This window comes from Saccharomonospora xinjiangensis XJ-54 (assembly GCF_000258175.1).
In the GTDB taxonomy this organism is placed as follows: Bacteria; Actinomycetota; Actinomycetes; order Mycobacteriales; family Pseudonocardiaceae; genus Saccharomonospora; species Saccharomonospora xinjiangensis.
Map to the genome: position 1 here is coordinate 4,714,156 of NZ_JH636049.1, position 17,236 is coordinate 4,731,391.

Annotated in this window: 16 protein-coding genes; 4 read left to right on the plus strand and 12 right to left on the minus strand. The window is 69.3% G+C overall.

Annotated elements, in window-relative coordinates; all coding sequences use genetic code 11:
• Positions 1–14: 14 nt before the first annotated feature.
• The 6 genes from SACXIDRAFT_RS21465 to htpG form a co-directional block, all read right to left on the minus strand.
• Entirely contained in the window at positions 15–782 is a 768-nt protein-coding gene (locus SACXIDRAFT_RS21465; protein WP_040922322.1) for a SchA/CurD-like domain-containing protein, read from the minus strand.
• A gap of 3 nt (positions 783–785) precedes the next feature.
• On the minus strand, positions 786–1,151 hold the full coding sequence (locus SACXIDRAFT_RS21470) for an antibiotic biosynthesis monooxygenase family protein (RefSeq protein WP_040922323.1): 366 nt from the start codon (positions 1,149–1,151) through the stop codon (positions 786–788).
• Between the two features lie 280 nt (positions 1,152–1,431).
• A complete protein-coding gene (locus SACXIDRAFT_RS21475; RefSeq protein ID WP_006240790.1) occupies positions 1,432–1,875 on the minus strand; it encodes a MarR family winged helix-turn-helix transcriptional regulator in 444 nt (147 codons plus the stop codon).
• Between the two features lie 56 nt (positions 1,876–1,931).
• The gene (locus SACXIDRAFT_RS21480) at positions 1,932–2,618 is read right to left on the minus strand and encodes a TetR/AcrR family transcriptional regulator (RefSeq protein ID WP_006240791.1); all 687 of its coding nucleotides are present in this window, start codon (positions 2,616–2,618) and stop codon (positions 1,932–1,934) included.
• 351 nt (positions 2,619–2,969) lie between these two features.
• Positions 2,970–3,437: a MarR family winged helix-turn-helix transcriptional regulator gene (locus SACXIDRAFT_RS21485; RefSeq protein ID WP_006240793.1), complete on the minus strand. Its 468-nt coding sequence runs from the start codon at positions 3,435–3,437 to the stop codon at positions 2,970–2,972.
• A 334-nt stretch (positions 3,438–3,771) separates the two neighbouring features.
• Positions 3,772–5,697: a molecular chaperone HtpG gene (htpG, locus tag SACXIDRAFT_RS21490; protein WP_006240794.1), complete on the minus strand. Its 1,926-nt coding sequence runs from the start codon at positions 5,695–5,697 to the stop codon at positions 3,772–3,774.
• A gap of 166 nt (positions 5,698–5,863) precedes the next feature.
• On the opposite strand from htpG, the gene SACXIDRAFT_RS21495 reads away from it, so the two are divergent.
• Complete coding sequence (locus SACXIDRAFT_RS21495) at positions 5,864–7,093, plus strand: C39 family peptidase (RefSeq protein WP_006240795.1); 1,230 nt, start codon at positions 5,864–5,866, stop codon at positions 7,091–7,093.
• 7 nt (positions 7,094–7,100) lie between these two features.
• On the opposite strand, the gene SACXIDRAFT_RS21500 is transcribed toward SACXIDRAFT_RS21495, so the two are convergent.
• Both SACXIDRAFT_RS21500 and SACXIDRAFT_RS22580 read right to left on the minus strand, forming a co-directional pair.
• Complete coding sequence (locus tag SACXIDRAFT_RS21500) at positions 7,101–7,586, minus strand: DUF2017 family protein (RefSeq protein WP_006240796.1); 486 nt, start codon at positions 7,584–7,586, stop codon at positions 7,101–7,103.
• Positions 7,583–7,822, minus strand: a complete 240-nt coding sequence (locus SACXIDRAFT_RS22580) for an ATP-dependent Clp protease adaptor ClpS (RefSeq protein ID WP_232285360.1) — start codon at positions 7,820–7,822, stop codon at positions 7,583–7,585. The genes SACXIDRAFT_RS21500 and SACXIDRAFT_RS22580 overlap by 4 nt, the downstream gene beginning before the upstream one ends.
• A 58-nt stretch (positions 7,823–7,880) precedes the next feature.
• Between SACXIDRAFT_RS22580 and SACXIDRAFT_RS21900 the strand changes: the two genes are divergently transcribed.
• Positions 7,881–11,477, plus strand: a complete 3,597-nt coding sequence (locus SACXIDRAFT_RS21900) for an AAA family ATPase (protein ID WP_006240798.1) — start codon at positions 7,881–7,883, stop codon at positions 11,475–11,477.
• Positions 11,478–11,808: 331 nt separating this feature from the next.
• The gene (locus SACXIDRAFT_RS21515) at positions 11,809–12,339 is read left to right on the plus strand and encodes a pyridoxamine 5'-phosphate oxidase family protein (protein ID WP_006240799.1); all 531 of its coding nucleotides are present in this window, start codon (positions 11,809–11,811) and stop codon (positions 12,337–12,339) included.
• Between the two features lie 13 nt (positions 12,340–12,352).
• On the opposite strand, the gene SACXIDRAFT_RS21520 is transcribed toward SACXIDRAFT_RS21515, so the two are convergent.
• Positions 12,353–13,372, minus strand: coding sequence for a helix-turn-helix transcriptional regulator (locus tag SACXIDRAFT_RS21520; RefSeq protein WP_006240800.1), 1,020 nt, complete (start codon positions 13,370–13,372; stop codon positions 12,353–12,355).
• Between the two features lie 668 nt (positions 13,373–14,040).
• Between SACXIDRAFT_RS21520 and SACXIDRAFT_RS21525 the strand changes: the two genes are divergently transcribed.
• A complete protein-coding gene (locus SACXIDRAFT_RS21525; protein ID WP_006240801.1) occupies positions 14,041–14,397 on the plus strand; it encodes a LysR family transcriptional regulator in 357 nt (118 codons plus the stop codon).
• Between the two features lie 36 nt (positions 14,398–14,433).
• Here the strand turns inward: SACXIDRAFT_RS21525 and SACXIDRAFT_RS22585 are convergent, their stop codons facing one another.
• The 3 genes from SACXIDRAFT_RS22585 to SACXIDRAFT_RS21540 all read right to left on the minus strand — a co-directional run bounded on the left by SACXIDRAFT_RS22585 (position 14,434) and on the right by SACXIDRAFT_RS21540 (position 17,169).
• Positions 14,434–15,330, minus strand: coding sequence for a hypothetical protein (locus SACXIDRAFT_RS22585; protein ID WP_198284336.1), 897 nt, complete (start codon positions 15,328–15,330; stop codon positions 14,434–14,436).
• 249 nt (positions 15,331–15,579) lie between these two features.
• On the minus strand, positions 15,580–15,936 hold the full coding sequence (locus SACXIDRAFT_RS21535) for an MmcQ/YjbR family DNA-binding protein (RefSeq protein ID WP_040922883.1): 357 nt from the start codon (positions 15,934–15,936) through the stop codon (positions 15,580–15,582).
• Positions 15,937–16,086: 150 nt separating this feature from the next.
• The gene (locus SACXIDRAFT_RS21540; protein ID WP_006240804.1) at positions 16,087–17,169 is read right to left on the minus strand and encodes a sporulation protein; all 1,083 of its coding nucleotides are present in this window, start codon (positions 17,167–17,169) and stop codon (positions 16,087–16,089) included.
• Between the last annotated feature and the right edge of the window lie 67 nt (positions 17,170–17,236).

Here is a 17,236-nt window from a genome sequence, read left to right on the forward strand (position 1 = left end):
GATGTCTCCCCTGCTCAGTTCGGCGACAACTCGGCAGGCCCCGGTCCTGGGGCGGAACCGCCCGCGACATCCCCCGCCTCGCGGTGGGTCACCACGGTCATGCGTTGCTCGGCGAGGAACCTCGCGCGGCCTGCCGCCGTGCCGAGGTTCCAGCCGGGTTCGAGCAGCTCGGTCAGCGCGGGCGCGGTCGGTCCTCCGAGGACCACGGGGCCGAGCCGGTCGAGAGCCTCGTCGGGATCGCCCTCGACGTCGAGCACCCGGATCACGAGGTCTCCCTTGCGGAACACCGTCGTGTCCACGAGCGCCGTGCCGAGGGCTGTCCCCAGCGGAAGGGACTGGCCCCAGGCGAAGAGGCGGGCCGCCGCCTCACCCCGGCCCGGGCGAACGGGATAGCGCAGAGCCACGCGCGTCCGGCCGCCATCGGATTCCGGTGACTCTCTCCTGACCCGGTGGTGCACCACCCGCGTCATCAAGGCACGGCGGAAGAACCGGCCCACCGACTCCGGATCGCTGAAGTCACGCGGCAGCACCAGAAACGGGTTCAGCTCCTCTTCGGTCCTCCGGATCGCGGGGTCGCTCGCCAGGTGTCCCGCCACAGCCGCGAGCGGGCCCTCCACGTCGATCACCCTGACGACGCGGTTGTCCCACAGGAACACCGTTGTCGAGAGCAACCGGCAGCCGTTTCCGATCTCGGTTTCCGGACGCGGGTATGCGGCGAGCACGCGGCGGACCCTGTCCTCACTTCCCCGCAGCACCCGGAAAGTCAGAGCGTGTCGTTCCATGGATCATCCCTCCAGGTCTGCGGTTCCGGCTGCGGGTTCGGCGCGGCGGTTCCCGGTTCTTCCGACGGTGTCGCGACGCACGACGTAGCGCTGGGATCGTCGCCGCGCCACGGCCGCCAGCATGGGCGCGGCCAGCGCACGGTGCTCCGGCGTGCGTTCCCAGGCGAGGAAGTCCTCGGCGCTGCGCCATTGACTGGTCAGCAGCCACTCCTCAGGGTCCTCTGTGGACTGGCACACCTGGTCGCCGAGATGGCCGGGAACGCGCGCCACGGCCCAGCGCACGGCCTCATAGGCCGCGAGGAACCGCTCCTGCGCTCCCGGTTTCAGGGTGAGCAGGAACAACACACGGAACCCAGCTCTTTCGGTCATGTTCCTCACCTCCGGTCGAGGCCACGGCCTGGTAGCCGCGTCGGTTCCTCCGCCACCTTCGACACCGTGCACACGAAGCGGTGGAAGTCTCGGCGAATCGCCGGAACGCGATTTCCCGAGAGCCGTCCCGAACACCTTCCCGACCAATTCGCTTTTCCAGGCTCGCGCACGGAGAAATGGAATGTCAATACGGGAAATGGATGACCGGAATTCATGAACGAGACAGGTGCGAATTACCGGAAAAAGAAACGAGTGAGGGTCGTTTCAGCGTCGCCGCGGATCAGGACCGGCGCGAAAGCAGCGCGGTCTCGATACGCCCCAGCAGGTCGAGCAACTGCGTTCGCTCCTCACCGGACAGGGTCGCCAGCGCGTCGGCCTCCAGGTTCCGGGTGACCTCATCGACGGCGTGCCTCAGGGTCGCCCCCCGCGCCGTCAACCACACTCTGACGCGCCTTCCGTCGTCCCGGTCACCGTCCACGCGGACGAGACCGGCGTCCGTCATGCGCCGCACGGCACGGGTCACCGTGGGAGCCTCGACGGAGATCCGCGCCGCGATCTCGCCCGGCGTCAGCCCGTCACGTTCCCAGAGACAGCCGAGGATGGACTCCTGCCCCGAGTGCACGCCGTGCGGCAGCAGCCGCCGTTGCGCCTCTCCGCGCAGCCGCCGCGAGACGAGGTTGATCCGGAAGACGAGCCCGTCCGTTCGTTGGCGCACGTTCAGCATGCTACTGATCACATCGCCGAACGCGCATGCTCAAGATCGGGCAGCCCGGCAGGCGGTCATGCCGTCCGGGACGCCGCCTGATCCGTGAGGTGCCCGGCGAGGGCGTGATCGACGATGTGCGCGGCGCGGTCGGCCGGATTCCACATCGACGCCTCCTCGCACAGCACGAGCCCGCAGAGCACCGACCCCACGATCAGGGTCGTGAGCGTTTCGACATCAACGTCTGCCGCGAGCACGCCACGGTGGACACCCTTGCCCAGCACCTCCCGGATCGCGGTGACCCTGGGATCGATCACCACCCGCAGGTAGTGCCCGCGAAGCCCTGGCGCACCGATCAGCCGGGGCAGCAGGCGCGCCGACCGCGATTCCTCCGCCCAGCGGCAGAACTCCTCCACGATCGCCGTCAACTCGCCGAGCACGCCACCTCCCGCGCTCCCCGTTTGCGGCTCGGCGAGGGACTCCAGCGCCTCCAGCAGCACCGCCTCCTTGTTGGGCCAGCGCCGGTAGATCGTCGCCTTGCCGACACCTGCCCTCGCGGCGATGGCCTCGACCGACAGCGCGTCCACCGAGACGCCGTCCAGCAACAACTCCAGCGCGGCCCGCGTGATCGCGCGGCTCGCCCGCTCACTGCGGGGCCTGCCAGGCTGGCGCCGGTGCGATGCCGTGCCCGCGCCCTCCACCTCGGCGGGACACGCCTGCCTCGGTGCCGCCCGCACACCAGGCGACGGAAGCTCTTCGGACATTCAGACCACCTCGTCCTTCCGCCACCGCCCTACCCTGACCACGACCGCGGTCGCCACCCGTTCCCCGCCGCTCCCGTGCGGGCCCAGGGCTTCCGTCTCCACCGCGACGCGGTACTTCACCGAGACCATTGGCCTGCGTCCCCCTCAGCGTTGCGACGCCGACGGCGACAGACCGCCACCGGGCGGAAGAAACGCGACAACGTTGCCAGTTCAGCACGTCGGCGAAACCGAAAGCGAAAACCCGAGGGCGGGGAGCAAGTATAACGCCGGTCGAGACCAGTTATTTAGCCAGCTAATCGACTTCCCTCGCGCGACCGGAGCTGAATATCGTTCACGGTCGGCCGGTAATAATCAGTCTCCCAGCTTGGTGAGCAGAGACCGCAGTGACGCGTATTCCGATCCGCTCAGGTTCGCCACGAGCCGTTCCTCCGCCCGTAACCACAGCGACTCGGCCGCGTCCCGCGCCGCCCAGCCGCGCTCGGTGAGGAACACCCTGCCGCCCCGCGTTCCCCGGCCGCGTTCGCGGCGGACGAGCCCCGCGCGTTCCATGCGCTGGAGCATCCTCGTGATCGTCGCGGGCGCGGCCTGGACCCGGCCCGCCAGTTCCGACTGCGTGAAACCCCGGCCGTCCCACCGCTGGAGCAGCACCTGTTCCTGCCCGCTGTACATCCCGAGCTCCGCGAGATCCCGTGCTAACTCGGTGCGGCGGAGCCGAGCCAGAAGGACGAGCCAGTACAGCGCGGTCTCGGTGAGACAGAACCCGCCTCGGTCGTGCGGAGGTGCGCACCTTCCGTACGGCTTGGCCCTATCCCGCTCCACGGGTCCTCCTGGCGGCACGGGCAGCCGCGCGAGCTCGGCGCGCACCGTGACGGGGAGAGTGCGGCAGGGAAAGGCGGCCGGTTCCGCGACGCGGCCTTCGCGGCGGTTGCCTGGTCTCGCGATCGGTCACTGCGCCTCCCGAACCGTCGGGCAACAGCTTCGGCGCGGCCGGGGTGAGCGTCAAGTCAGCGTGCCACCTTCGGGTCACGCGCCACGACCGTCCACTGTGATCCGACACGGGATTCCTGACCGGACCCGTTTCGCCATAACGCACTACGGTTGTAGTGCCGGGGTCTCGTTCCCTGCCTGCCACCGAGAACGAGACCCCGCGCCCCTACAGCGACCCGGCCAGCCGGTTCGCCAGCAGCGTGGTGAACCGCTGCGGATCGGGCAGCTCACTCCCCTCAGCCAGCAGCGCCATCCCGTACACGACCTCGGCGGTCTCGGCCAGCGCGGCCGTATCGGCTCCGGCCTTGTGGGCGTCGCGAAGTCCCGTCACCAGCGCGTGATCCGGGTTCAGCTCCAGGATGCGTTTGGCCATCGGAACCTCCTGACCCGCCTGCTGATACATCTTCGCCAGCGCGGGAGGGATGTCGAAGGTGTCGCCGACGAGGCACGCGGGCGAGGTCGTGAGCCGGTGGGACAGCCGCACCTCCTTGACGTGGTCGGACAACGTCTCGGCGAGCCATTCCCGCACTCCGTCGAAGCTGCTCTCGTCCACCTTCTCCGAACCGGGCTCGTCACCCTCGCTGGTCTTCAGGTCCACCTGCCCCTTGGCGATCGACTGGAACGTCTTCCCCTCGTACTCGCCTACCTGCTCGACCCAGAACTCGTCGATGGGGTCGGTGAGGATGAGCACCTCCAGCCCGTTGGCCCGGAACGCCTCCATGTGCGGGGAGTTCTCGACAATGGACCGCGATGCCCCGGTCAGGTAGTAGATGTGGTCCTGATCGTCCTTCGCTCGCTCCACGTAGTCGCGCAGCGTCGTCAGCTCGTCGGCCGAGTGGGTGGAGGCGAATGAGGAGATGTCGAGGATGGCCTTGCGGTTGTCGGGGTCCTCGACCAGCCCTTCCTTGACGACGCGGCCGAACTCGCTCCAGAAAGTGTCGTAGCGGCCCCTGTCGTCGGTCATCATCTCCTTGACCGCGCCCAGCACCTTCTTCACCAGCCGCCGCCGCATGAGCTGGATGTGCCGGTCCTGTTGCAGGATCTCCCGCGACACGTTCAGCGAGAGGTCCTGCGCGTCCACGACGCCCTTGACGAACCGCAGGTAATCGGGGACCAGCGCCTCACAGTTGTCCATGATGAACACGCGCTTGACGTAGAGTTGTACGCCGCGCTTGGCGTCGCGGTAGTACAGGTCCATCGGCGCGCGGGACGGCAGGAACAGCAGCGCCTGGTACTCGAACGTGCCCTCGGCCCTGACCGACACCGTGCGCAGCGGGTCGAGCCAGTCGTGGCTGATGTGCTTGTAGAACTCGCGGTACTCCTCCTCGGACACCTCGTCCTTCGGCCGAGCCCACAGCGCCTTCCGCGAGTTGATCGTCTCCCACTCGTGCGTGGTGGTGCCGTCCTCGATCTTCTCGGTCCGCAGCCGGATCGGCCAGGTGACGAAGTCGGAATAGCGGCGAACGATCTCCCTCAGCACCGGCTCGGAGGTGTAGTCGTGGAGCTGGTCGTCGGGGTCCTCGGGCTTGAGGTGGAGGGTGACCGAGGTGCCCACGGGGATGTCCTCGCCGGTGACCGTCTCCACGGTGTAGGTGCCGGTGCCGTCGGACGACCAGCGGGTCGCCTCGCTCCGCCCCGCTCGCCTTGTCACGAGCGTGACCGTGTCGGCGACCATGAACGCCGAGTAGAAACCGACGCCGAACTGGCCGATGAGCTCGCCGGTGGCGCCGTCGCCGCCTTCGGCCTTCCTCGCGGCCCTGAGCTTCTCGATCAGCTCACCGGTTCCCGACTTCGCGATCGTGCCGATGAGGCCGACCACCTCGTCGCGGGACATGCCGATGCCGTTGTCGCGGACGGTGAGCGTCCTGGCGGCGCGGTCGGCTTCGAGGTCGATGTGGAGGTCATCGATGTCGATGCCCTCGATGCTCTTGTCGCGGAAGGACTCAAGGCGCAGTTTGTCCAGCGCGTCGGAGGCGTTGGAGATGAGCTCGCGCAGGAAGATGTCCTTGTTCGAGTAAATGGAGTGGACCATCAACTGCAGAAGCTGCCGGGCCTCGGCCTGGAACTCGTGCGTCTCGATCTGAGCAGTCACTCACGTCTCCTCGTGGGACGAACCAAGGGTCGGTCGGACCGCGATCGCGGCCTCACCTCGCAGTATCTCGCGAACGCGATCCGAGGGAACAGCATGGGCGTCGAGGGGCACTCCTCACCCGGACAGAGGTTTACAAGACGTGACGGCATGGTGAAAATCACTGGCCATGCGCAGGAGCCTGCTGTCGTTCGCCCTCGCCGCCGTCACCGTCGCGGCCACACTCGCCCCGGCCGCCTCGGCCTCGGCAACGGAACCCGGAGCCGAGGAGATCGACTACCACGAGTGGTCCGGCGTCTCGGCCTTCCACCGCGGAGAGGCCGACGGGGTGCGCGCCACCGCCGCCGGTCTGCGTCTCACCCGGCCTTCACGGGCGGACGACGGCTCCGAGTACGGCACTTGGACCTCCCCCTGGTACACGCCCGGCTTCGACGCCAGCGAACTCATCGCCTCCTGGAACGCCGACACCCCCGACGGCACCTGGATCACCGTCGAGGCGTCCGCGCGTACCGGCGGCGGGGAGCTCACGGCCTGGTACGTGCTCGGGAGGTGGTCCTTCGGTGACGGCGACATCGAGCGCACCACGGTGGCCGGGCAGCGCGACGAGCACGCCGCCGTGTACGTGGACACGCTCGCCGCCGCCGACGGCGTGGCGTTGCAGTCGTACCGGCTGCGGGTGACGCTGCACCGAGCCGAGTTGTCGCGGGCCACCCCCACGGTGCGGGCACTCGGCGCGATGACCTCGGCCGTTCCGGAACGGTTCACGGTACCGACCTCCGAGCCGGGGGTGGCCTCCGGCATCGAGTTGGCCGTACCCCGCTACGCGCAGAACCTGCACACGGGCAACTATCCCGAGTACGGCGGGGGCGGCCAGAACTGGTGCAGCCCCACCTCCACCGAGATGGTCGTCGAATACTGGGGACGCGGACCGGACGCCGCCGAGCTGTCGTGGCTGCCCGGCGACTACCCCGACCCGACGGTGGCCCACGCCGCACGCCACACCTATGACTACTCCTACGAGGGCACGGGGAACTGGCCGTTCAACACGGCCTACGCCGCCCACTACGGGCTGCGCGGCCACGTCACACGCCTGCATTCCCTGGCCGAGCTCGAACGCTACATCGCGCGGGGCATCCCCGTCGTGACGTCGGTGTCCTTCCTGGAGAAAGAACTCGACGGCGCCGGATACGGCACGAACGGTCATCTCATGGTGGTGATCGGCTTCACGCCCGAGGGCGACGTCATCGTCAACGACCCGGCCTCCGACTCCAACGACGGCGTGCGCAACGTTTACCGGCGTGACCAGTTCGAGACCGTGTGGCAACGCACCAAGCGGCACACCGCCAGCGGCGGGGTCGCGGGCGGTCCCGGCGGCATCGTGTACGTGATCCGTCCCTGAAGCGGCGTCAAGGGTTCTCCCACAACAGTTCGGGGTGCGCGGCGAGCACGAGACTCTCCTGCACGTGGTTGAACCACATCTCCGCAAGGACGGGCCGGGACAACCGCCGTCGCCGCCTCGGTGGCGCATCGACGAAGCGGGCCAGCGCGAAGGTGACCAGCCAGTCATCCACCTCGGGCGGTGACAGCACATGATTGGGCGCGACGGCGAGCTGGTCACGCACCCGCCTCGGCGCCGAGCTGTCCCGTAGCCAGCGGGCCTGCCTGCGGCGGAAGTCCTGCGAGGCGGCCCGGTCAGGGTAGGCGTCGCCGAACAACCGCGCGAGCATCTCATCCGGGTCGCCGGGCTCCTCCAGCGCGCGCACGAGCCGGTCGGCGTGGTGATGCAGGGTCGCCGCGACGTTGGCTCCCATTCGCACGGCGACGCCACCCGCCGATGGGACGGCGTCGAAGTAGTCCGGTGTGACGTCCTGCCATGCCTCGTCCCGGCTCATCGGCACCTCAGCGTGGCGCGCAGCCCGCCCCGTTGCAGGGCCACGACGAGACCCTCGGCCTCGTCCCTGCTCGCGCACGCGGCAACGTCGGCGAAACCCTTCCGCTGCACCGCGACGGTCAGCTGCGCGGCCTGCGGCCAGGCGACACCACACAGGCGGTGCAGCAGGTACAGCGCCACAATCATTGAGGTCGTGTCGTCGTCGTGGATACGGACGAACCACTGATAATCCGGCACCGGCGCATCGTCGCACGAGCGCACGAGGCGCCCACGGCACTGTCCTAGGATCGTGCTCGTGAGCCGCCCCACCCTTCCCGACCACCTCGCCCTGCTGCTGTCCGACGAGCCCGTCTTCGACCTCTACTCGTACGGGCCGTGGCGGGTGCCGGACGGATTGTTCGAGGAGATCCGGCGGCGCGCAGTCGAGCTGAACCAGGACCCTGCCGCCGAGGCACTCGCCGTGGACCTGCCGGACTTCTTCGCCGACGCGACCACGGTGATCGGCGCGGAACTGTGGGCTCTGCTGGAATTCCTCATCGGCTCCGTCGCGTTGCGCGGCGGGTCCGCGTGCGACCTGGCGTACGAGACGCTGCGCGACCTCGTGGCCGACCCTCGCCTGCCCAACCGGAGCTGGATCTGGGCCTCGGGACACACCGTGTACCGGCCTCCCGCCTACTGGCTGCTCGACGCGACCGAGGACGACCCGGAACTGCGGGAGCTGGCGCTGTCCATGGCCCGCCGGTGTCTCGACGTGTTCGCCGGGATCGAGCCGCTCGAACCCCGGCGGCAGGCGCTGATCCGCCTGCACGAGCTGCGGCACCAGCACCCGGCGCTGGCGAAGGCCGACCTCGTCGAGCCGCTGGCCGCGCTTCCGCGACTGTGGGCCGACCGGGCCGACGAGGACATCCTCTCGGTGCTGCCCGAACTCCTCGGCCCTGCCGGATATCTCGACTGGGCGTGCTCGGCGTTCCTTGCCGTCCACACGCGACTGATCGAGTACGCGCCCGGCGATTCGGCAGCGGGACCTCTTCCCGGAATGGAGTTCTCGCTCGAACACGACGTGATACTGGCCTGCCTCATGGCGCAGGCCGACGTGCCCGAGGTGCCTGCCGAACTGGCGCTCAGCATCGGGACCTCGATGTTCGAGCGGGTGCGCGCGCTTTTCGTCAAGGTGAAGGACGGCTTCGACGGCGATGCCTGGCACGCCAGGGTGCGGGGCTGGCTGACGAGGGCCGTGCTGGCCGGTGAGGTGGACGCCTGCCGGGACTGGCTCGACATGGCCTTGCGCGTCACCGGCGCCGTGCAGGGGCTCCCGGGACCGGCGGTGAACCCCGAGAGTTACCTGCCCATCGGGCCGTTCCAGCGTGACCTGCGCATCCTGTGCGCGCCGCGCAAGGCCGTCAATCCGCTGCTGCGCCGCTACGCCGGAGAGTGGTCGCAGACCCGGCCCGTGGCCGACCCCGGGGCCCGGCTCGTCGGGCAGCCCGGGCTGGCGGGCGTGCTGGGTGCCGTCATCGATCGCGTGCTGCGGGAGGGAGCCCCGGCCGCGCGACTGCTCCTGTGCGGGCCGGAAAGCACCGGCCGCACCACCGCCGTGGAGATCCTGCGCGACGCGCTGCCGAAGCCCGAGGGGACACCACAGGTGGTGTGGGTCTCCGATCACGCCTTCACCTCGCTCGCCCCGAGCGAGGCCGTCCTGCATCTGCTGACGCGCACGAGGGATCTGGCCGACGGCGACATCCTCGTCGTGTACGGGCTGGATCGCATCGCCTCGTTCCCCCGCTGCGGTGCGGCGGTGCTCGACGAGGTCCGCAGGCTGCTGCGGCAACGTCCCGGCCTGCACGTCGCGGCGATCTGCCGCCGCGGTGCCGATGTGCGCCTCGCCGAGGCCGACCCCGCACTGCACCACGAGTTCACCGTCGTCCGCACGCGGGAGTTCACCGAAGCCGACCATGCCGAGTTGTTCCGGAGGGCACTCGCACGCCGCAACGCGAGCGCCGAGGACTCCGATGTGGTCGCCCAGGCCACCGCGCTGCTGCGCACCACGCCCGGCACGCGCAACCTGCGCGGCGCCAGGCTCGTCGATCACCTCGCCGCCGCCGCCGTGAAGGCCGCGAGGCACCGCTGCGACCTCGCGCCCGCAGTGTCCGTGGTGGTGAGCACCCGCGACCTTCCGCCGACGCTGCCGGTCCACGACGCGACCGGTGCGCACGGCCGGGACGGCGGGAACACCGAGACCGCCGGGGACGCGGGAGCCCGGCTCGACAGGGCTGTGCGGAGCGACACCGTCAAGCGGGAGCTGCGGCTGTTCGTCGCCGAAGCACGCCTCGCTCCGCAGGGGACACCTCTGCGGCATCTGGTGTTCACGGGATCGGCAGGCACCGGGAAGACCACGGTGGCCGGCATTCTCGGCCGTCTGTGCGCCGACGCGGGCCTGCTCTCGTCAGGGCATCTCGTCTCCGTCGATCGTTCGGATCTCGTCGGCCGCGCCGCGGGCGACGGCGCCGCGGGGGTGCGGCGGGCGCTGGATCGCGCCGAGGGCGGAGTGCTCTGTGTCGAGGACGCCGGATCGCTCGCCGGCGCTGGTTCCGAACTGGACGCCGTCCGCAACCGCGAGGTGATCGACGCGCTGCGGTCACTGTTGAGGGAAGGGCACGACGACCTGCTCGTGGTGCTCACCGGTGCGGACGCCACCGTGACGGGACTGCTCAAGTCCGAACCAGGACTCGGAGCGCTGTTCCCCTCCGTGCTGCGGTTCCCCGACCTCGGCGATGCCGAGGTGGCCGAGGTGTTCGCCGACCGCGCGGCGAGGGCGGGTGTGGAACTGTCGGACGGTGTGCTCGACAGGGTGCGCACGCTGGCCCGCTCGGCCCGCAAGGACGCCGTGTTCGCCAACGCCCGCCTCGCCGTCACGCTGCTCGACCGCTGCCTGTCCCTGCGTTCCCGCCGCCTGCTCTCCGGCGACGGCGAGGAGCAGGCGCACTCCCCGATCACGGTGGCCGACCTGCCTTCCACCGCCGTTCCCGCCGTCCACACCGATCTGCCGGACGACCCCATCGGGGAGATCGAGCGGCTGGTGGGGCTCGCGTCGGTGAAGCGAGAGGTCCGGTTGCTGGTGGCCGAGGTGGAGGCCGACCGGCTGCGCAAGGAGGTCGGGCTCCCACCGGCGCGGCCCACCCGGCACCTGGTGTTCACCGGGAACCCCGGCACCGCGAAGACCACGGTGGCCCGCCTGGTCGCGGCGGGATACGCGAAGCTGGGCCTGCTCACGTCGGGTCACCTGGTGGAGGTCTCCCACGCCGACCTCATCGCCGAGTACATCGGACAGACGGCGCCCAAGGTCAGGGCCGCCGTCGAGAGCGCACGGGGCGGCGTGTTGTTCATCGACGAGGCGTACGCGCTGACCGGCGACTCGCACAACTCCTACGGTCCCGAGGCGATCGCCGAACTGCTGCGGCTCATGGAGGAGTACCGCGACGACCTCGTCGTGATCGTCGCCGGGTACCGCGACCGCATGACCTCCTTCCTCGCCACCAACCCGGGGCTGGCCTCGCGGTTTCCCACCACCGTTGACTTCCCCGACTACGACGACGCCGAACTCGTCGCGATCTTCGAGCACCTGGCCGGCTCGGCGGGCTACACCCTCGCGGGCGACGTCATCGAGGCCGTGCGCGACCGCCTGCGCACCATGCCCCGCGACGAGTCGTTCGGCAACGGCAGGGTGATGCGGAACCTGTTCGACAGGGCTGTGGCGTTGCAGGCCGAGCGCATCACAGGGCAGGGGTTGTCCGCCGACGACGCCGAGGAGATCAGGACCCTGCGGGCCGAGGACATCGGCGAACTGCGAAGCCCCGCCCCGGAACTCCCCCCACTGTCAGGCCAATACCTGTAAGCCGTGTCCGCACCTCATGCACCCGTGTCCGCACTTCATGCACGGGTGTTGGCACCTCCCGCACGGGCGTTGGCACTTCCGCACCTGTGTCCGCACCTCCCGTACGGGTGTTGGCACCTCCCGCACGGATGGCCGTCCCGTGAGATGCCAACACCCGTGCACAGACTGCGGACACGACACGCTGCGTCTCGTGTCCGCACCTTATGTACGCGTGTTGGCACCCTGCGCACGGTGACCATGACAGCGGTTGTCAGGGTTCGGGGTCACGATGGAGACACCGATCGGCACCACGAACCCGTGGGCCGGCAGATGTTCGACGACAAGGACCTCAATGCGCGAAACACCGGAGGAGCTCGACGCACTCCAAACCCTGCTGGACACTTCGCTGGCCCGCTCCACCTCACATCTCCGCTCCATCATCAACGCGGAGCGGACGTTGACCGCGGAGCAACTCACCGGTGTGCTCACCGGCATGTGCACCCTCGCTCTGTCCACCGTGACGGCGAAGGGTGAACCTCGGATCAGCGCGGTGGACGGGCATTTCCTGCACGGGAAGTGGCATTTCGGCACTGCCCGCGACGCGGCCAAGGCCCGCCACCTCGCCGCAAGGCCCTCCGCCAGTGCCGCGCACCTACGCGGCGAGGACCTCGGTGTGTTCACCCACGGAACGGTGGAGATCCTCAACCCCGAGCACGGCGAGCCCTCGCCCGACTGGCCCGGCCTGCTCGCGTACGTCAAGGACTTCTACGGCGACGATACCTTCGACTGGGACAGCGACGTGGTCTACTTCCGCCTGCATCCGCACTGGATGAGCGTGTACGCACCCGATCTCTCCGCGCTCACCACGGAATCGGGGGGCTGATCCGGTCACCGACTCAGTCGAGACCCGGTTCGCCCGGCAGCACTCCCGCTCTGGCCGCCGCGACCCCGAGCTGGAACCGGGTCTCGACCCCGAACCGCTCGTAGAGCCCGGTGATGTACCGGCGAAGGGTGCGTGTGGAGATGTCGAGCCTGCGCGCGATGGCCTCGTCGGACCGGCCGGTGCTCAGCTCGACGAGCACCAGAAGTTCGATCTCGCGCCAGACATCCTTGTCGTAGTCGTACTCCGACACGGGGAGCGCTCTGTCCCATGTGTCCTCGAAGAGCTGCTCGAAGAAGCCGACGATGTTGGGCTCGCGGGCGATGATGCCGCCGTCGTTGCGTGAGCGCAGCAACACCGCGACCCGGTCGTCGATGAGGATCACGCGGCTGGGAACCGCGACCGTGGTCCGCAACTGGCCGCCGATCCGCTGGATGTGCCTGAGATAGTTCAGCCCCTCCCTCTGCCGTCGCGCCGTGTGCGGGTAGATGGAGCGGACCTCGATGCCCCGGTCGTGCAGGGTGCGGTCTGACGAGAAATCGGCGCGCACCTCCTCGTCGGAGGAGACGGTGGGGTGCATGGCCCGCACGCTGTGCTGGGCGCCCGCGAGCAGTTCGGCGAGTGTGCGCCGGGTCTGCCGGGAGTCTTCGAGTTTCTTGATGCCCACCATCGCCCTGTGGTCGAAGGTGTCCCCGCTCATCGCCGTTCTCAGCTCGTCGAGGACGGCGTTGAGCGACCGTGTCTGTCTGCTCAGCGCCGTGTACTCCGTCCGCAGCCTCGTCAGGTAGCGGAGGAAGGCGAGGTTGGACGACACGGCGAGCCACGATCGCGGCTGAGTGGACAGCGGCCTCACCAGCTTGGATCGGGTGAGGTCGGCGAGAGCGCGGGCCACCGTGTCCTCGTCGAGACCTGTGGCGGCGCAGCAGTCGGGAAGCGTCGCGGGGCCTTTGAGGAGGAATCGATAGACGGAATCGTCGGCGCTGCCGGGGTGGAACTCCGAGTCGGGATCGTCGGCCCTGCCGTGCTCGTCACTCATGTAGCTCCTGCGGATCTCGCCTGAACGCTCCTCGACGTCGCTTCGACGCAGCCGCGCGCCGCCCGGTTCCCCCCTCCGGCCCACCCCGGTCGCCGGGCCGTCGCCGGGCGGCACCCGGATCACTGCGCCCCGATCAACCCCCCAGCACACCGCCTGTCCACTTCGGACACTCCTCCTCCGGGCGGCCTCGGCTCGCCACGCCTGCCACTACTCCGTCCGGGTGGACTCCTCCACCACGCCGTGATGGACATCGAGCGTCCCGGCGCGTCGAGCGACCGGCGAAGGGAACCCACCATCGCCGGGCACACCGAATACGAATGCTGTTCACGGTTTGCCCCCTTCGGATCAACCCGAACGTCGGTTCTGTCCCATTCCTGCCAGGCTCTGACCTCTTCCGGCCAGCACCAACGCTGGCATGATCATCAAGCCGTGCGGTTTTCTGGTGCCGCCACAGACTGGCCCCTCACGACAGGAGTCGCGCCAGGCATGACATCGAGAGTCGTTTCGAGGCCACGACCTCGCCCGAGCCAGCGGACCGCCGACAGGGTGGACGCACCGTCGTAGCCGGGGTCCTCCCTGGCCGCGGACGGCCGAGGCGCCCGAGGACGCGGTTCGAGGGAACCAGGACCGGACCGCCCTGTGTACCCGACGAGAGTTTGGAGCATGGAATGGACGAGCGACAGTTCCGAGCGTTCGTGTCGATCGCCGAGACCGGGCGAATGGACCTCGCAGCCGAGGCGCTGGGCTACTCCCAGCCCGCCATCAGCTATCAGATCAAATGCCTGGAGACCAGCCTCCGCGCGAAGTTGTTCACGCGGGACTCCACGGGCGCGAGACTGACCACGCAGGGGCAGATGCTGCTCCCTGCCGCGCGCGCCGTCGTCACGCTGTTCGACAGCATCAAGCAGACCTTCGACTCCCGGGACGCCACGAAGACGGTGACCACGCGAACCCGCGCCGCCGGTACCAGGGCCGCCGCTCGCACCACGGCTGTCGGCCGCCCCCGCAAACCCGTCGAGCACTAGGCCGTGCTCGCACCTCCCGCGCGAAGGCCGCTCCTGTCAAACCGGCAGAGGTGACCTCCCGGTGCCGGTGCCGCGCACCCGCCGTCCGTGCGCGGCGGCAAGGCCCCGGTTGATCCAGCCCGCCTCGTCGGCGGCGACGCTCACCGGGGCGCCGTTCACGCACGCGGGCAGGCCGAGGCACGGCTCATCCGCTGACGTGGACGAGGGCCGTGCGCTGTGGGCCGACCAGGAGAAGGCAGGAATCCTCCTCGCCGTCCAAGGCCGAGTCGAGAGGCAGATTCTTGGCGTAGGCGAGCACGGCCGGGGTCTCGGGCGCGCCGGTGAGCTCGGTGAGGACCGTGTCGAGGAGGTCACGGGCGAGCCAGGAGACGAGTTCGTCGCCGGGGATCTCGGGGGCCGTGGAGTCGAACCCCCAGAGCAGTGTCCAGCGGGCCGCCGCGACCAGGTTCCGCCACTCACCACGTCGGTGTTGTTGATCCTGAAAAAATCGCCGAGCAGCGCCGAGGAACAGGCGATGCGGTACTCGGGAGTGCCGCGTGAGCCTGCCCGCGCCGGAGCCGGGGCCAGCGACAGCCGTGTCGTCGCCGTCGAAGAACGCACCAGCAGGTGCATTTCGCCGTGCAGCGGCGCACCACCCGGATCGGCGGCCACCGCGATACGCAGCAGGTCTGTTCCGCCCTCAGCCAGATAACCGGCCAGGCACCCGGCGAGTACCCTGCCTCGCCGGTCAAGGCCGCCGGGTCCTGACTCCAGTGCCTCGACGAGGAACTCGAACAGCTTCTCGGCGCCGGTGTCCGGGCAACCCCAGGAGGCGTGGAGGGGGCTGTCGGACGTCTCCTCCGGGTCGTGGATGTCGAATCGCTCGACAGCCACCGGATAGCGGCGCCCTTCCGTGCCGGGGAAGGTCACCGGGAACGCGCCGTACTCCGACACTCTCGCCGGAGAGGGCGCGCAGGTCCACCGGCGAGATGGGGCGGAGGGGCCTCGCCACAGGCCAGGACCAGCCGCCAGTGCGGCAGCCACAGGGCGAACAGATGCTCCAGAGCTTCCACAGGGCTGATGCTGTGCGGGTCCACCTCGGTCACCATGCCTTCGCGTGGCGAGCCCCGTGATCACGCACAGGGCGGATGCCGTGAGGTTCCCTCTCCGTCTCCGCTCCTCCCCCTGGCCGCGTGCTCATGTTCACCGTGGTCCTGCCGGGGTGAACGGGTGTGCCTCGGCGAGTTCCCCCGGCGCGGAAAGCCGCCACGCCTCGTACAGCAACTCCTCGAACTCGTCGGCGTCGATGCCTTCCAGGTGCACCACAACCCAGCCGAATCCGCCCGCGGTGAACTGCACCTCGAAGACCTCGGGCCGTTCGGCCACCAGCGCGGCCTGCTCCGACAACGTCTGCTTCAGGCCCACCGTCGCGGTTCGCGGCCAGTGGTAGCCGAATCTCGTTCCGTGCACGCTGAACGCCGTGTAATCGCGCACCGACTCGCTCCGGACATCGGCAAGTCCGTCGATCATCGCCTGTAGCGCGTTCGCTGACACACCCATGGCGCTCATTCTGCCGTGCACCACCGACACGATCGCGGGCGCGCCGGTGGGCCGGGGACACCGGCGCGCGCCCTTGGCACCGGGATTCCATTGAGGACTGCGAGGGAAAGGGCCGATCCGGCTCGGGGGCACGACGGTCGGCCCCGCTGCTCACTCCTCGAAGTCCATCTCCTCCTCGTCGCCGCCGTCGAAGACCTCCTCCATGACCTCACCGAGCACCATGCCACCGACGACACCGGCGGCCGCACCTGCGATGACCCCGCCCATGCCGGAGCCCCTGTGCTCGTGGTGGTCGTACTGGCCTGGGTGCCCGTACTGGCCGGGGTGACCGCCGAAGGCGGGGTTACCGGGCTGGCCTGGGTGCCCGTACTGGCCAGGCTGGCCACCGAACGCGGGGTTACCGGGCTGGCCCGGGTATCCGGGCTGGCCACCGAACGCGGGATTGCCGTAGTGGCCCGAGTGTCCACGCTGAGCGGCCTGCTCCAGCCACTGGCCGATCAACGCGGCCCAGTCCTGGTGCGGCGCGTCCGCGTGCGGGGCGGAGAACCGGCCGAACGTGTCGCCACCCTGGCGGAAGAGCCCGCCACGCTTGTCCGCCTCCAGCACCACGTGCAACTCGTGCGGTGTGGCGACGAAGGTCAGCTCCACCTGATTCAGGCTGCCCGCGAACGCCGGCGGCGGGAAGAACTCCAGCTCCTGGAAGAACGGAAGCTGCTGCGGCACACCGTACAACCGGCCCGCTTCCATGTCGGCGCTGTGGAAGCGGAAACCCAGCCTGCCGAAGGCTTCGAGGACCGCGTTCTGCGACGGCAGTGGATGCACCTCGACAGGATCGAGGTCGCCCTTGTCCGGAGCGCCCGCGATCACCAGCTCCGTCCGCACACCCACGGTCATGCCGGGAAGCCGGTTGCCGTCCACGGCCGTGATCGGGGTCTCCCACGGGATCGTGAGCTGGAAGGGCACGGCGACAACCTGCTGCGCCGGAACGCGGACGCCGCGCTGGATCACGACCCTGTGGAACTCGCCGGTGCCCGCGAATTCGTGGTCACCGTGCTCCACCTCGACACGGGTGACGAGCGACAGCGCGATCTCACCGATTTCGGCGTCGTCGCTGCCGCCCTGGATCCGCACCTGCCCGGTGACCGCCTGTCCCGGCACCGTGTGCGGGGTGTCCAGCACCGTGTCAACGGAAGGGCCGCCGACCCCGAACGCGCTGAGCAACCGTTTGAACATGGACGGTGTCCTCCTTGTGATAGGGAAGTGATGCACTGCGTGATGTGAATGTGACACAGAGCATACT

Bases quoted from the DNA above. Each gene is read 5' to 3' on its own strand.
- SACXIDRAFT_RS21465 (WP_040922322.1), bottom strand. From the start codon at position 782: ATGGAACGACACGCTCTGACTTTCCGGGTGCTGCGGGGAAGTGAGGAC.
- SACXIDRAFT_RS21470 (WP_040922323.1), bottom strand. From the start codon at position 1,151: ATGACCGAAAGAGCTGGGTTCCGTGTGTTGTTCCTGCTCACCCTGAAA.
- SACXIDRAFT_RS21475 (WP_006240790.1), bottom strand. From the start codon at position 1,875: ATGCTGAACGTGCGCCAACGAACGGACGGGCTCGTCTTCCGGATCAAC.
- SACXIDRAFT_RS21480 (WP_006240791.1), bottom strand. From the start codon at position 2,618: ATGTCCGAAGAGCTTCCGTCGCCTGGTGTGCGGGCGGCACCGAGGCAG.
- SACXIDRAFT_RS21495 (WP_006240795.1), top strand. From the start codon at position 5,864: ATGCGCAGGAGCCTGCTGTCGTTCGCCCTCGCCGCCGTCACCGTCGCG.
- SACXIDRAFT_RS21500 (WP_006240796.1), bottom strand. From the start codon at position 7,586: ATGAGCCGGGACGAGGCATGGCAGGACGTCACACCGGACTACTTCGAC.
- SACXIDRAFT_RS21515 (WP_006240799.1), top strand. From the start codon at position 11,809: ATGCGCGAAACACCGGAGGAGCTCGACGCACTCCAAACCCTGCTGGAC.
- SACXIDRAFT_RS21520 (WP_006240800.1), bottom strand. From the start codon at position 13,372: ATGAGTGACGAGCACGGCAGGGCCGACGATCCCGACTCGGAGTTCCAC.
- SACXIDRAFT_RS21525 (WP_006240801.1), top strand. From the start codon at position 14,041: ATGGACGAGCGACAGTTCCGAGCGTTCGTGTCGATCGCCGAGACCGGG.
- SACXIDRAFT_RS21535 (WP_040922883.1), bottom strand. From the start codon at position 15,936: ATGGGTGTGTCAGCGAACGCGCTACAGGCGATGATCGACGGACTTGCC.
- SACXIDRAFT_RS21540 (WP_006240804.1), bottom strand. From the start codon at position 17,169: ATGTTCAAACGGTTGCTCAGCGCGTTCGGGGTCGGCGGCCCTTCCGTT.